General features: G+C 67.1%; 12 protein-coding genes. 5 read left to right on the top strand and 7 right to left on the bottom strand.

Going from position 1 to position 12,746, the window contains the following annotated elements:
* Positions 1-4: 4 nt before the first annotated feature.
* The 3 genes from MNI96_RS14225 to MNI96_RS14215 form a co-directional block, all read right to left on the bottom strand.
* Positions 5-730 (bottom strand): ABC transporter ATP-binding protein, encoded by a 726-nt coding sequence (locus tag MNI96_RS14225; protein WP_158194989.1) that lies wholly within the window; start codon positions 728-730, stop codon positions 5-7.
* On the bottom strand, positions 723-1,514 hold the full coding sequence (locus MNI96_RS14220) for an ABC transporter ATP-binding protein (RefSeq protein WP_249694206.1): 792 nt from the start codon (positions 1,512-1,514) through the stop codon (positions 723-725). The genes MNI96_RS14225 and MNI96_RS14220 overlap by 8 nt, the downstream gene beginning before the upstream one ends.
* 164 nt (positions 1,515-1,678) lie before the next feature.
* Positions 1,679-2,875, bottom strand: coding sequence for a substrate-binding domain-containing protein (locus MNI96_RS14215; protein ID WP_249694204.1), 1,197 nt, complete (start codon positions 2,873-2,875; stop codon positions 1,679-1,681).
* Between the two features lie 271 nt (positions 2,876-3,146).
* Here MNI96_RS14215 and MNI96_RS14210 point away from each other — a divergent pair, with 271 nt between their 5' ends.
* Positions 3,147-3,488, top strand: coding sequence for a BA14K family protein (locus tag MNI96_RS14210; protein WP_249694202.1), 342 nt, complete (start codon positions 3,147-3,149; stop codon positions 3,486-3,488).
* Between the two features lie 103 nt (positions 3,489-3,591).
* On the opposite strand, the gene MNI96_RS14205 is transcribed toward MNI96_RS14210, so the two are convergent.
* The 3 genes from MNI96_RS14205 to MNI96_RS14195 form a co-directional block, all read right to left on the bottom strand.
* Positions 3,592-4,836, bottom strand: coding sequence for a BaiN/RdsA family NAD(P)/FAD-dependent oxidoreductase (locus MNI96_RS14205; RefSeq protein ID WP_249694201.1), 1,245 nt, complete (start codon positions 4,834-4,836; stop codon positions 3,592-3,594).
* 30 nt (positions 4,837-4,866) lie between these two features.
* Positions 4,867-5,640: an FkbM family methyltransferase gene (locus MNI96_RS14200; RefSeq protein ID WP_249694200.1), complete on the bottom strand. Its 774-nt coding sequence runs from the start codon at positions 5,638-5,640 to the stop codon at positions 4,867-4,869.
* Between the two features lie 63 nt (positions 5,641-5,703).
* On the bottom strand, positions 5,704-6,516 hold the full coding sequence (locus MNI96_RS14195; protein ID WP_249694199.1) for a glycosyltransferase family 2 protein: 813 nt from the start codon (positions 6,514-6,516) through the stop codon (positions 5,704-5,706).
* Positions 6,517-6,924: 408 nt separating this feature from the next.
* Here MNI96_RS14195 and MNI96_RS14190 point away from each other — a divergent pair, with 408 nt between their 5' ends.
* Both MNI96_RS14190 and MNI96_RS14185 read left to right on the top strand, forming a co-directional pair.
* Positions 6,925-8,121: a porin gene (locus tag MNI96_RS14190; protein ID WP_249694198.1), complete on the top strand. Its 1,197-nt coding sequence runs from the start codon at positions 6,925-6,927 to the stop codon at positions 8,119-8,121.
* 301 nt (positions 8,122-8,422) lie between these two features.
* The gene (locus tag MNI96_RS14185) at positions 8,423-9,589 is read left to right on the top strand and encodes an acetyl-CoA acetyltransferase (RefSeq protein WP_249694197.1); all 1,167 of its coding nucleotides are present in this window, start codon (positions 8,423-8,425) and stop codon (positions 9,587-9,589) included.
* Between the two features lie 77 nt (positions 9,590-9,666).
* Here MNI96_RS14185 and MNI96_RS14180 read toward each other — a convergent pair whose 3' ends face one another.
* Positions 9,667-10,368 carry an HAD family hydrolase gene (locus MNI96_RS14180; RefSeq protein ID WP_249694196.1) on the bottom strand — a complete coding sequence of 234 codons (702 nt, stop codon included), beginning with the start codon at positions 10,366-10,368 and terminating at the stop codon, positions 9,667-9,669.
* 539 nt (positions 10,369-10,907) lie between these two features.
* Between MNI96_RS14180 and cysG the strand changes: the two genes are divergently transcribed.
* Together cysG and MNI96_RS14170 are read left to right on the top strand one after the other, a co-directional pair.
* Positions 10,908-12,353 (top strand): siroheme synthase CysG, encoded by a 1,446-nt coding sequence (gene cysG / locus MNI96_RS14175; RefSeq protein WP_249694195.1) that lies wholly within the window; start codon positions 10,908-10,910, stop codon positions 12,351-12,353.
* A 22-nt stretch (positions 12,354-12,375) separates the two neighbouring features.
* A complete protein-coding gene (locus tag MNI96_RS14170; protein ID WP_249694194.1) occupies positions 12,376-12,681 on the top strand; it encodes a DUF2849 domain-containing protein in 306 nt (101 codons plus the stop codon).
* Positions 12,682-12,746: the final 65 nt, after the last annotated feature.

Below are 12,746 nucleotides of genomic sequence, written 5' to 3'. Positions count from 1 at the left end.
TCGCTCACTGGTGCACCTCCAGGCTGAGGCCCATCAGCTTCTCCTGCAGCGACGCGTCGGCGGCCAGCTCCGCCATCGCGCCCGCATGGACGATGCGCCCGTCATCCATCACCGCCACCGTGTCGCCGAGCGCCGAGGCCATGGCGAAATTCTGCTCCACCAGGAGGATCGTGGTGTCGGTGTCCTTCAGTTGCTTGAGCGCTGCCGTCATCGCGGCGATGATCGCCGGCGCCAGGCCCTTGCTCGGCTCGTCGATCAGGATCAGGCGGCGCGGCTCGATGATCGCGCGGGCGACCGACAGCATCTGCTTCTGTCCGCCCGACAGCGTGCCGGCGGCCTTGTCCCAGAACGTGCCGATCGGCGGGAACAGCTCCTTGATCCAGGCAAGGCGCCTCTCGTCGAACGGCCCGCTTGTCGCGGCAAGGCGCATGTTCTCCGCCACCGTGAGGTCGGCGAAGATGCCCATGTTCTCCGGCACATAGGCAATGCCGGCACGGGCGATGTCCGGTGTCGCCAGCGACTGGATCGGCCGGCCGTCGAAGGTGATGGTGCCCCGGCTTGCCTTCCACAGGCCCATGATGGTGCGCAGCGTCGTCGACTTGCCGGCACCGTTGCGCCCCAGCAGCATGGTCACCCCGCCGCGCGGCACGGCAAAGCTCACCTCATGCAGGATGTGATAGGGGCCGATATGGGTGTGGACGCCCTCCAGCGTCAGCAGCGCGTCAGCCATGGGCTGTCTCCGTTGCGGCAGCGGCATCCGGTGCCTTGCCGAGATAGGCTTCCTGCACGATGGCCGAGCGCATCACCTCGCCGGGCTCGCCGTCGGCGACCAGCGCGCCGTTGTGCAGCACGACGATGCGGTCGGCCAGCGTGCGGATCACGTCCATCTTGTGCTCGACCAGGAGGATCGTGCGGTCCTTGTCGGCCTTCAGCTCGCGGATCAGGTCGAGGATCACCGGCACCTCGTCGACGCTCATGCCGGCGGTCGGCTCGTCGAACATCAGCACCTGCGCGCCGAGCGCGATCATCAGGGCGACCTCCAGCTTGCGCTGGTCGCCATGCGGCAGGGCGGAGACGGTGACGTCGCGCTTGTCGGCAAGCCGCACCTCGGCCAGCACATGGTCGGCCCGCTCGATCAGCTCCACATGCGAGCTTGCCCGCGAGAACAGGTCGAAGCCGCGCCGCGCGCGCGATTGCGCCACCAGGCGGACGTTCTCGCGCACGCTGAGGCTGGGAAACAGGTTGGTCAGCTGGAAGGCCCGGCCGATGCCGCGCTCGCAGCGGTCGGCGACGCCAAGGCGGGTGATGTCCTCGCCGTTGAGGCGCACTGTGCCGGCGCTGGCCTTCAGCTGGCCCGAGACGAGGTTGAAATAGGTGGTCTTGCCGGCGCCGTTGGGGCCGACGATGGCGGTCAGCGTGCCGCGCTCGAAGGCGCAGGTCACCGCGTCGACCGCGACATGGCCGCCGAAGCGGATCGTCAGGTCCTCGGTCGCAAGAACGGGCGGTTCGCGCATGAGGGCTCGGCTCCGGGAAAGGGCGCGGGAAAGGCTCGGTGTCGGAAAGTTCGGGCGGCCCGGCCGCGGCGAAAGGGCCGGGCCGCCTCGCGTGGCGGAATTCGAAACACGCTTTGGGAGTGCCGCCGAGACGACGCGTGTTCCAAACTCGCCACGCCAGAGCGTCAGCGCGTGTTGCGGATCGGGATGTTCATGTCCTCGATCTTCAGCTCGCGCACCAGTTCCGGAATGCCCCACTCGACCTCCGGGTCGACCCGGATCTTGAAGTGGTACATGGACTGCAACGCCTGGTGATCCTCCGCGCGGAAGGTCATCGTGCCCTTCGGCGTTTCGAAGGACATGCCCTCCATCGCTGCGATCAGGTCTTCCGTGTCGGTCGAGCCGGCCTTGCGGATGCCCTCGACGACGGCGATGGCGGCCGACATGCCGCCGGCGGTGAAGAAGTCCGGCGGCGAGCCGTGGCGCTTCTCGTGCTCGGAGACCAGCCAGTCGTTCGCCGCGTTCTTCGGGATGTCGTGGTAGTAATAGGTGGCGCCTTCCATGCCCGGCAGCGCCTTGTAGGCCTTCATCGCCGCCAGGATGTTGCCGCCGGTGGCGATCTCGATGCCGAAACGCTCCGGCTCCATCGCCTTGATCTTGCCGATCGGGTTGTTGGCGCCGGCCCAGATCACGAACAGGAACTTGCGGCCCTCGATGTCCTTCATCGCGTCGAAGATGCGCTGGGCGCTGGCGGTGAAGTCCTGGGTGTCGGTCGGGGCGTATTCCTCGAAGGCGAGCTTGGCGCCCGTATCGGCCAGCGCCTCGCGGAAGGCGGCGACGCCGTCGCGGCCGAAGGCGTAGTCCTGCGCCAGCGTTGCGATGGTGACGCCCTCCTTGCCGAGCGCGACCGCATTGGCGATGGCGTCCTGCGAGGAATTGCGCCCCGTGCGGAAGACGTAGCGGTTCCAGTTCTCGCCGGTGATGGAATCGGCCACCGCCGGCTCGACCAGCAGCAGCTTGCCGTATTCCTCGGCGACCGGCAGCATGGCCAGCGCGACACCCGAGGACACCGGCCCGACGGCCAGGTGCACGTCGTCGTCGCCATAGGCCTCGGCCAGCGCGGCGCGGCCGATATCCGGCTTCAGCTGGGTGTCCTTCTCGATGACGACGATCTTGCGGCCGTCGATCTCCATCGTGCCGTCGGTCGCGTATTCCAGCCCCATCATGAAGCCGATATGCGACTGCTTGGCATAGGCTTCCAGCGCGCCGGTCTTGCCGTAGACGTGGGCGATGCGGATGTCCTCGGCCTTGGCCCCGGCGCCCAGGGGCGCGGCGGCAAGGGCTGCGGCGAGCAGCGCGGCCGCGGTGGCATGTCTGATCATGGTGTCCTCCCTGTGGCGCGGATCGCGGGCCGCTCCTCCAGCCCGCCGCTCCGTATCGCCGCCGTTATATGACGCATGATTCATGTTTCATGTCAATTCGGATGCGCGCAAGCCTCCGCCGCTTCCCGAAGGGGCAGTCCCGCGGGATGCGCCATCTCGTGATCGCGATCACAGTTGTCTTGGCAAGACTGTCTTATCTTCTGACCATGGACGCAGGAAAAAGCGGCGTCACGAAGATGAGAAATAAGCATCAAGCAGAGGGAATGAAGTCATGTTCAAGAAGATCGCAGTCACGAGTCTTGCAGTCGCCCTGACCGCCGGTGCGGTTCTGGCATCCGGCACCACCGGCGCCGAGGCCAAGAAGGGCTGGCACCACAACAACGGCTGGGCCGCTGCCGGCGGGTTCGTCGCCGGTGCCGTCATCGGCTCCGCCCTGTCGCAGCCGCGCTACTACGAGCCGGCCCCGCACTACGCTCCGGCCCCGGTCTATTACGGCCGCCCGGCCCCGTGGACGCCCGAATGGTACCGCTACTGCTCGTCCAGGTACCGCTCGTTCAATCCGGACACCGGCTACTTCCGCACCTATTCGGGTCGCTACCAGTTCTGCCGCTAGTCACCCGAATCTGAAGTTCGTCACTCCAGGCGGACCCCCCCTTTCCGGGGACCAGAAGAGGGCCGGCCTTTGCCGGCCTTTTTCCGTTGTGCCGGGGGAGGGGTCAGCGACCGGCCAGTGCCCGGGCGATGCCGTCGGCAGCCTTGACGCCGCTGGCGAAGGACGCCTGCAGCAGGTAGCCGCCCGTCGGGGCTTCCCAGTCGATCATCTCGCCGGCCACATGGATGCCCGGCAGCTTGCTGAGGCCGAAATCTGCGCCGATCTCCTCCCAGGCGATGCCGCCGGCCGTGGAGATCGCCCGGTCCAGGCCGGAAAACCCCGTCGCCGTCAGCGCCAGCCCCTTGATGCGGCGGGCCAGTTCGAGCGGATCGCTGGTGCGCTCGCCCGTCTCCGACAGCAGCGCGATGGCGGCGGGCGGCAGGCCCGCGGCCTTGCGCAAGTGATTGGACAGCGACTGCTTGCCGCGCGGTCGCGCGAGCCGCACTGCCAGATCCGCCTCGCCGAGATCCGGGCGCAGGTCGAGCACCAGCTGCGCCGTTCCGTTCGCCTCGAAGGCCGCCCGCAGCTCCGCCGACAGCGCGTAGACCGCGCCGCCTTCCAGCCCGCGCGCGGTGATCATCGCCTCGCCGGCAACGCGCGTGCCGCCGATGCTTGCGGCGATTCGCTTCAGCGGCGTTCCGGCAAAGCGCGCCTTCAGCAGCTGCGACCAGTCGACGAGAACGCCCGCATTCGCCGGTGCAAGCGGCGTCACCGTCACGCCGTGCCGTTCGAGCATCGGCACCCAGCCGCCGTCGCTGCCGAGCCGCGGCCAGCTCGCGCCGCCGAGCGCCAGCAGCACTGCATCCGCCTCGATGTCCTTTGTCCGGTCCGGCGTCTCGAAGGAGAGGCGCCAGCGCGCGGGCGCGTCCGTGCTCCGCTCCAATCCTGTCCAGCTCCAGCGGGTGTTGAGCTGTACGCCGCGCGCCGCCAGCCGCTCCAACAGCGCCCGCACCAGCGGCGAGGCCTTCATCTGGATCGGAAACACCCGCCCGCTCGAGCCGATGAAGGTCTCGATGCCGAGCTCCGCGCACCAGGCCCTGAGCGCTGCGGGATCGAAGGCCGCGATCGCCGGCGCCAGCTGCGCCTCCGCGTCCCGGTAGCGGGTGAGGAACGCCGGCATCTCCTCGCTATGGGTGAGGTTCAGCCCGCCGCGCCCGGCCATCAGCAGCTTGCGCGCCGGCGAGGGCATGCGCTCGGCGATGGTCACGGCAAGACCCGCTGCCGACAGTCTGTCGGCGGCGATCAGCCCGGCCGGCCCGGCGCCGACGACGACCACCTGCGGGACCGCCCGCGTGCCGTTCTCGCTCACTCTGTGCGTCCCGTTTCGGCCCCCGCGCGCTCAGCGCAGCGGCGCCCGGCCCTTGGAGAACAGGAAGCCGCGCTTGGCCTCGAACAGCCACAGGCCGAGCTTGGCCAGCAGCTTGACGTCGCCGGCCGGCAGCAGCGACTTGCGCCCGACGCGGGTGAGATTGAAGCCGCGGAAGGTCTCGAACACCCGGCGCGTCATGCCGAAGGTCTTGTGGAAGCGCGGATGTCCGCCGGCCGCAAAGCGCGGGTGGAACGAGACGTAGCAGTCGACCCGCTCGCGCTGCAGCAGCGGCGCCAGCAGCGGCGCCACCTCGTATTCCGCGCCCTCGATGTCCATCTTGATGAACAGCTTGTCGTTCGGCCCGATCATCGCCGCGATCTCCTCGATGGAAATGCAGTCGACATCGAAGGACACGCTCGCGTCCTTGTGCACGAAGGACGACATCGAATCGCCCGGCGCGGTCTTGGCGGCCATCTTGCGGCTGCCGCTTTGCGTCCACACCGCCTTGCGGATCACCGTGACCTTGTCCTTGAAGGCCGGGTTCAGCGCGAGATTGGCCTCCAGCTCGTCGGCCGCGGTCGGGTCCGGCTCGAAGGCGATGACCTTGCGCCCGCGCTGCGCCTCGTAGAGCACGGTCGGCCCGACCCAGGCGCCGAAGTCGAGGCAGACGGTGTCCTCGTCGACGCAGGCATCGAGAATGTCGTAGGTCGGCTTTTCCCAGTTGCCGTTTTCCGCCTGCCGCCAGAAGCCGGGGCGCGCATCGTTCACCTGGAAGGAAATCTCGCGGATCGTCACGCTGTGCATCTGGAGGGTACCGGCTCTCTTTATCTATATGTCTCTTGCGAAGCGTCTGCCGAAGGGCGGGCTTCAGCGCCGGCGGCGCTTGTCGGCCTGCTCGCACAGATCCTGCTCGTAGGCCTTCGCAAGCCGCAGGAACCTCGTATAGGCGAAATTGACGGAGATCACGATCCCCCACCAGCCATAGAGCGCATAGCGGCGGATCGCATAGGCCTTCAGGAAGGCGAGGGGGAACTCGGTGGCGATGCGCCAGCGGGCGATCCGCCGTCCGCGGGCGGCCATGTCCTGCGCCTGCATCGTCGAGTAGCGGTTCATCTTCTCCACGTGGAAGGCGACCGAGCGGATCGAGCGGTGCTCCATCGCACCTTTCAGCCGCGCCGGCCGTGCGCCGGCCGGCGGACGCACCGTGTCGTGCACGGGCGAATCGGAAAACCGGCCTGCGCGCCGGTCGTAGAGGCGGATCTGGATATAGCCGTAGGCCCAGGGCGCCGGGCCGTCCTCATGGGCGAAGACGTCCTTGATCGCCACCTCCCAGAAAGAAGAGGCAGTCAGCGCGCCGGAAGCGGCCAGTTGCGCGATCTCGCGCGCCAGCACCGGCGTTGCCGCCTCGTCCGCATCCAGATTGAAGATCCAGTCGTTGCGGCACTGGTCCTCGCCGAAGCGCTTTTGCGGTCCGTAGCCCGGCCAGGCATTCTCTAAGACCCGCGCGCCATGCGCGCGCGCGATCTCCTGCGTCCCGTCGGTGGAGCCGCTGTCGACGACGACGACCTCGTCGGCGAATCCCGCTACGCTGTCGATGGCGCGGCCGATGCGGTCGGCCTCGTCATGGGCGATGATGAAGACCGATACGGCGACGGGCTGCCCGCCAGCTGTCTTCTGCATCCGTTCAAGTCCCTGTTGCCGGCCGTAAGGGCCGCTTGACTGCCGCGAATCGAGGCCACGCCCCTGCCGTAAAAAGCGTCTGCATGCACTGTGCGGGCCTTCTTTACGGGGCGGGATAGGCTGCTTCAAGGCTTTCGCGGCGCGGCATCGCCGGGAAGCCCGGAAAGCGGCGCCAAAGGCCGAAAACGGCAGAACCGCAGGAAACCTCGCCCATTTGCTAACAGAGGTTTAACGGGGTGTCACCGCAAAGACACACTGTGTCCGTCGAGTGCCGCTCTCGGGCATTTGCCGGTTGCTAGGCGCCGACGGCCTCGCTTAGAAAAGGATCGAGCTCGCGGGGAAGCTTGCTCAACTCTTCATCTCCCGTTGGCCGCTAGGTCACACAGGGAATAACGACGAGGTCAGGAAATGAACATCAAGAGCATCCTGCTCGGCGCTTCCGCTGCCGCCCTGGCGGCCACGGGCGCTCAGGCCGCCGATCTCCCGGTGGCTCCGGAGCCGGTCGACTACGTTCGCGTTTGCGACGCTTTCGGCACCGGCTTCTTCTACATCCCGGGCACCGAGACCTGCCTGAAGATCGGCGGCGGCGTTCGCGTCGAGTTCCGTATCAACGACGTGCTGGACGAGGGTGGTTCCGATTGGGACTCGCGTCTCGACGATTCGACCACGTTCCGTGCTCGTGCGTACATGAACTTCGACACCCGCACCAACACCGAGTACGGCCTGCTGCGCACCTACGTCGCGGCCTGGTCGACCACCGACAACACCGGTGGCTCTGACTTCTACCTCGACGAAGCCTTCATCCAGCTGGGTGGTTTCGTTGCTGGTCGTACCGCTACGTACTTCCAGTTCTACACCGGCAACAACTGGGGTGCGGCGCTCGACCAGGGCTTCACCGACTACGGCGAGACCAACCTGTTCGCGTACACCGCTCAGTTCGGCAACGGCTTCTCGGCCTCGGTGTCGGCTGAAGTCGCGAACAAGCGCGCTCAGATCTGGGACGCTGCTGCGCCTGGCATCAACTACTACGGTGGCAACAAGATCCCGGACTTCGTCGCAAACCTGCGCGTCGACCAGGGTTGGGGTTCGGCCCAGATCATGGGTGCTCTGCACCACGTCTACGGTGCGCACGTCCCGGCTACCTACGGTGGCGAGAGCAAGCTCGGCTGGGCGATCGGCGCTGGCGCCACGTTCAACCTGCCGATGATCGCTCCGGGCGACAACATCTCGCTGCAGGCGGTCTACTCGCAGGGCGCGATCGGCTACGTCAGCTCGGCTTGGGACGGCACGGCTGGTTTTGCTGATGCGGCCTACAACGCAGCTGGCAAGCTCAAGCTGTCGACCGCTTGGGGCATCGGCGGTGGCTTCACCCACTTCTGGACCCCGGCGATCTCGACCTCGGTCACCGCATCGTACAACCACCTCGATCAGGCGACCGCCGCTCTGGCCGATATCCGCGACATCAACGTCCAGGGTAACGTCGTGTGGCGTCCGGTCTCCGGTCTGCAGGTCGGTGCCGAGCTCGAGTACCGTCATCGCGACCGCGACTTCCTGCCGAACAACGACGCTCTGATCGGCGTGTTCCGCGTCCAGCGCACGTTCTAATCTGATCCTCTAAGGATTGGATTGAGAGGCCCGGCAGGCAACTGCCGGGCCTTTTTCTTTGGCCGCAGACAAGCCGGAGGGGCTGTGGAACTCCGGCGCTCGTGTCGCGCAATTTTATTTAAGTGATTGAAAGTAAATTATTAATCTTGCCTGATTGACGTTTTCGTAAATAAGGTGCTTGCAAGCCCGCCTGCGAAGTGGAATCTTCCCCTCCATCGAAAGAAACGGCCCGGGATCCGGACAGGTCCGCCCGCATGGGCGCAGCCGGCGATCCGCGACAGGGCATTTCGCGGAGGTAGTCATGACTGCAGCAATTGTCGGCTGGGCCCATACCCCCTTTGGCAAGCATTCCGACGAGACGGTCGAGAGCCTGATCGTCCAGGTGGCGCGCGATGCCATCGCCGATGCCGGCTTCGAGCCGGCCGATATCGACGAGATCGTGCTCGGCCATTTCAACGCCGGCTTCTCGGCCCAGGACTTCACCGCCTCGCTGGTGCTGCAGGCCGACCCGGCTTTGCGCTTCAAGCGCGCGACCCGCGTCGAGAATGCCTGCGCTACAGGCTCTGCCGCGGTGCATCAGGGCGTGCGCGCCATCGCCGCGCGCGAGGCGCGGGTGGTGCTGGTGGTCGGCGTCGAGCAGATGACCACGACTCCGGGGCCCGAGATCGGCCGCAACCTGCTCAAGGCCTCCTACCTGCCCGAGGACGGCGACACGCCGGCCGGCTTTGCCGGCGTCTTCGGCAAGATCGCGCAGGCCTATTTCCAGAAATACGGCGACCGCTCCGATGCGCTGGCCGCCATCGCCGCCAAGAACCACAAGAACGGCGTCGGCAACCCCTATGCCCAGATGCGCAAGGATCTCGGCTTCGACTTCTGCCGCGCCGAGAGCGAGAAGAACCCCTTCGTCGCCGGCCCGCTCAAGCGCACCGACTGCTCGCTCGTCTCGGACGGCGCCGCCGCGCTGGTGCTCACCGACATCGAGACGGCGCTCGGCCGCAAGAAGGCGGTCGCCTTCCGCGGGCTTGCCCATGCGCAGGATTTCCTGCCCATGTCGAAGCGCGACATCCTCGCCTTCGAGGGCTGCGGCGAAGCCTGGCGCCGGGCGCTGGGGGCGGCCGGGCTGTCCATCGAAGACCTCTCCTTCGTCGAGACCCACGACTGCTTCACCATCGCCGAGCTCATCGAGTACGAGGCGATGGGCCTGACCGCGCCGGGCGAGGGGCATCGCGCCATTCTCGAGGGCTGGACCCAGATGGACGGCCGCCTGCCGGTCAATCCGTCCGGCGGACTGAAGGCCAAGGGCCACCCGATCGGCGCCACCGGCGTCTCCATGCATGTGCTGTCGTCGATGCAGCTGACCGGCACGGCCGGCGACATCCAGGTGAAGAATGCCGAGCTCGGCGGCGTCTTCAACATGGGCGGCGCCGCGGTCGCCAACTACGTTTCGGTGCTGCAGCCGCTGCGCTGATGCTGCGCCATATGAAATAGAGGCGCGGGGGCTCGGCTCCCGCGCCGTTGTTTTGTCTGCGACCCTTGGTATCGGCGTCAGTAGACGGCCGATTCCATGTAGCGGGCCAGGTCCAGAAGGTCGAAGGCGACGATGTCCCAGCTGTCCCGCGGGGCAAGGTCGTTGCGCTGCTCGGGCCCGAACTCCTTCGGCCTTGCGAAGAAGGCGGTCTTCAGCCCCGCAGCTCGGGCGGCGGCCAGGTCCGCATTGTGGGCGGAGGCATACATCACCTCGGACGGCTGCAAGTCCAGCGTCGCCGCGGCCTTGAGAAACAGGCTGCCGTCGTGCGCCCGCCCGTCCAGCAGGTCCGATCCGAGCACGAGATCCCATGGCAGGCCCGCATGCTTGGCGAGCCAGGTCATCGGCGCGGTCGGCAGGTCGGTGCAGGATGCGATGACATATTCGCGGCGCAGCGCGCGCAAGCCCGGCACGCTGTCCGGCCAGGCGGGAAAGCGTTGCCAGCAGGCCAGGAGCAATTCCTGCTCCCGGCTTCCCACCGGGGCCTCCAGGCCTGCCTCTTCCAGTACGTGGGACAGGCTTTCGGCCAGTTGGTCCTGAGCGTAAACGGCTCCCGTGCTGGAGGTGAACCGCGCGCGATAGTCCTTGTACCACGCACTCGCCAGGGTGCTTGCCGAAATGTCCTTGCCGCTTTTTGCGAAGGCGCGGTCGAAACCGCTGGATAGCCCCCTGTTCCAATCGACAATGGTGCCCAATACATCAAAGAAAATAGCTTTTACCACGGGTTTTCACTCGATATCGATATGTCTGAAACGCTTCTGGGGAGACCAGTATTAGTTGCTTGACAGTGGGAATCAACCAAGAGTCTTCCTTGTCGGAGGTACAGTAACACCCCCCAATCTGATTTTCCGAAGAAAGCAGAATCATGGATAAGGAGCAAAAATCAAAAAGAAAACACCTGAAGTCTCGCTGATGTTGAACAAGATCAGTTGATTTTTTGAAATTATGGTAAGACGGTTGCAAAGGCTCGCCAGCGCGCGCCAAAGACTATGGTTCTGAATTCCGCGCGCGGAAAACCTCCCTCATGGGTTGTAGTCGCGAGGCAGGACGTCTTTTCGTCTTGCACCGGCAAAATCGTGCCGGCTTCCGGCAAGCATTTCGGTCCTGCCTGGCGGCAAAACCGTCGGAAGGCCGATCCGTAGTATGATTTTTCCCTGCCGCTTCCCTCGATTGAAATGCCATGCCCGGCGCAAGCGGGTCCGAGGCTTTATCTCTAGGGCTGTCTCAAGACCGCCCAGAGATCGTTGGGAGATCGCGCCAGATGGCTCGCCAAGCAAAGGCAACGGATCGCAAGCTCGCCGTCTTCCCGGCCTTTCACAAGGTCGAGGGCAAGCGCGTCGTCGTGGTCGGCGGCGGCGACGAGGCGGCCGCCAAGGTCCGGCTTCTTGCCGAAACGCTCGCCGACATCGTCGTTGTCGCGCCGCAGGCCGAGGATGTCCTGCGGGACGCCGTCGCCCGCGCCGGCGGCGCCATCGTCGCCGAAGCCTTCGATCCGGCGCAGCTCAAGGGCGCCGTCCTGGTCTTCGCCGCCAGCGGCGAGGAGGCGGAGGACACCTCCGTCGTTGCCGCCGCGCGCGCGCTCGGCATTCCGGCCAACGCGGTCGACCGGCCGGAGATCTGCGACTTCTATGTCGGCGCCCTGGTCAACCGCGCGCCGGTCGCCGTCGCCATCACCTCCACCGGCGTCGGCCCGGTCCTCGCCCGCCACATCCGCGCGCGCATCGAGGCGATGCTGCCGCGCGAGACCGGCGATCTCGCCCGCCTTGCCGAGAGCTTCCGCGAGACGGTCGTGCGCGTGATTTCCAGCGGTGTCGAGCGCCGCCGCTTCTGGGCGCGCTTCTTCTCCGGCCCGGTCGCTGCCCAGCTGCAGGCCGGGCGCCCCGATGCGGCCCGCAACGAGGCGCAGCGCCTGCTCAACACCCGCAACCAGGAAGCCGGCTTCGTCTGGCTGGTCGGCGCCGGTCCCGGCGCCGAGGACCTCCTGACCCTTCGCGCGCAGCGCCTGCTGCAGGAGGCCGACGTCATCGTCCACGACGCCCTGGTGCCGGAGGCGGTCGTCGCCATGGGCCGGCGCGATGCGGAGCGGATTTCCGTCGGCAAGCGCAAGGGCCGCCATTCGGTGTCGCAGGACGAGATCAACGCGATCCTGGTGCGCGAGGCCTCGCACGGCCGCCGCGTCGTGCGGCTGAAGGCGGGCGATCCGCTGGTCTTCGGCCGCGCCGGCGAGGAGATCGCCGCCCTGCGCGCCGCCGGCATCGCCCATGACGTGGTGCCGGGCGTGACGGCCGCCCTTGCCGCCGCCGCCGGCACCCGCATTCCGCTGACCCTGCGCGGCGTCGCCTCCGACCTCGTCTTCGCCACCGGTCACGACCGCGACGGCGAGACGCTGCCGTCCTGGGGCACGATGGCGCTGCAGGGCGCGACCGTCGCCGTCTATATGGGCCGCACGGTCGCTTCCCGCGTCGCCGACCGGCTGCTCGGCGCGGGCCTGTCGCCGGCCACCCCGGTCGCGGTGGTGGAGAACGCGGCGCAGCGCAACGAGCGCTTTTTCGCCGGCACGCTCGCCGATCTGCCGGCGCTTCAGGGCCGCCACGAGATCGACGGCCCGACCCTGATCATCATCGGCGAGGCCGTCGGCCATGGCGACCTCGCAAACAGCCAGCCCCTGCGCGTCGCGCCCGCCGAAAGGGCCGTGGTCGCCGCATAGCCCCGTTCGAAGGAGCGATTGCATGAAGGCTTTGACAGCCAACCGACTGATCGATGGCGAAGTGGTGTGGCTCGGCCGCTCCGGCACCTGGGTCGAGACCCTGGCCGGCGCATGGCTGCTGGAAACGCCGGAGGCCGTGGCCGAGGCGGAAGCGGCCGGCGCCGAGGCCGAGGCGGCCCGGTTGATCGTCGAGCCCTATCTCATCGATCTGACGCGCGAGGACGGCGAGATTCAGCCCGTCCGCTTCCGCGAGAAGATCCGTGCCAAGGGGCCGACCGTGCGCCTCGACCTCGGCAAGCAGGCCCGGCGCGAGGTGTCGGCGGCCTGATCCGGCCGCGACACGCTACCCATTGAGTACCCAGAACCGGGACGCGACACGCGATCCGCCGTTCC

The sequence above is a fragment of the Stappia sp. WLB 29 genome (assembly GCF_023507705.1).
In the GTDB taxonomy this organism is placed as follows: domain Bacteria; phylum Pseudomonadota; class Alphaproteobacteria; order Rhizobiales; family Stappiaceae; genus Stappia.
The sequence above is the reverse complement of the archived record's forward strand: the minus strand, read 5'-3'. Positions and strand labels throughout refer to the sequence as shown.

Bases quoted from the DNA above. Each gene is read 5' to 3' on its own strand.
- cysG (WP_249694195.1), top strand. From the start codon at position 10,908: ATGGCTCGCCAAGCAAAGGCAACGGATCGCAAGCTCGCCGTCTTCCCG.
- MNI96_RS14190 (WP_249694198.1), top strand. From the start codon at position 6,925: ATGAACATCAAGAGCATCCTGCTCGGCGCTTCCGCTGCCGCCCTGGCG.
- MNI96_RS14220 (WP_249694206.1), bottom strand. From the start codon at position 1,514: ATGCGCGAACCGCCCGTTCTTGCGACCGAGGACCTGACGATCCGCTTC.
- MNI96_RS14185 (WP_249694197.1), top strand. From the start codon at position 8,423: ATGACTGCAGCAATTGTCGGCTGGGCCCATACCCCCTTTGGCAAGCAT.
- MNI96_RS14215 (WP_249694204.1), bottom strand. From the start codon at position 2,875: ATGATCAGACATGCCACCGCGGCCGCGCTGCTCGCCGCAGCCCTTGCC.
- MNI96_RS14195 (WP_249694199.1), bottom strand. From the start codon at position 6,516: ATGCAGAAGACAGCTGGCGGGCAGCCCGTCGCCGTATCGGTCTTCATC.
- MNI96_RS14210 (WP_249694202.1), top strand. From the start codon at position 3,147: ATGTTCAAGAAGATCGCAGTCACGAGTCTTGCAGTCGCCCTGACCGCC.
- MNI96_RS14170 (WP_249694194.1), top strand. From the start codon at position 12,376: ATGAAGGCTTTGACAGCCAACCGACTGATCGATGGCGAAGTGGTGTGG.
- MNI96_RS14225 (WP_158194989.1), bottom strand. From the start codon at position 730: ATGGCTGACGCGCTGCTGACGCTGGAGGGCGTCCACACCCATATCGGC.
- MNI96_RS14200 (WP_249694200.1), bottom strand. From the start codon at position 5,640: ATGCACAGCGTGACGATCCGCGAGATTTCCTTCCAGGTGAACGATGCG.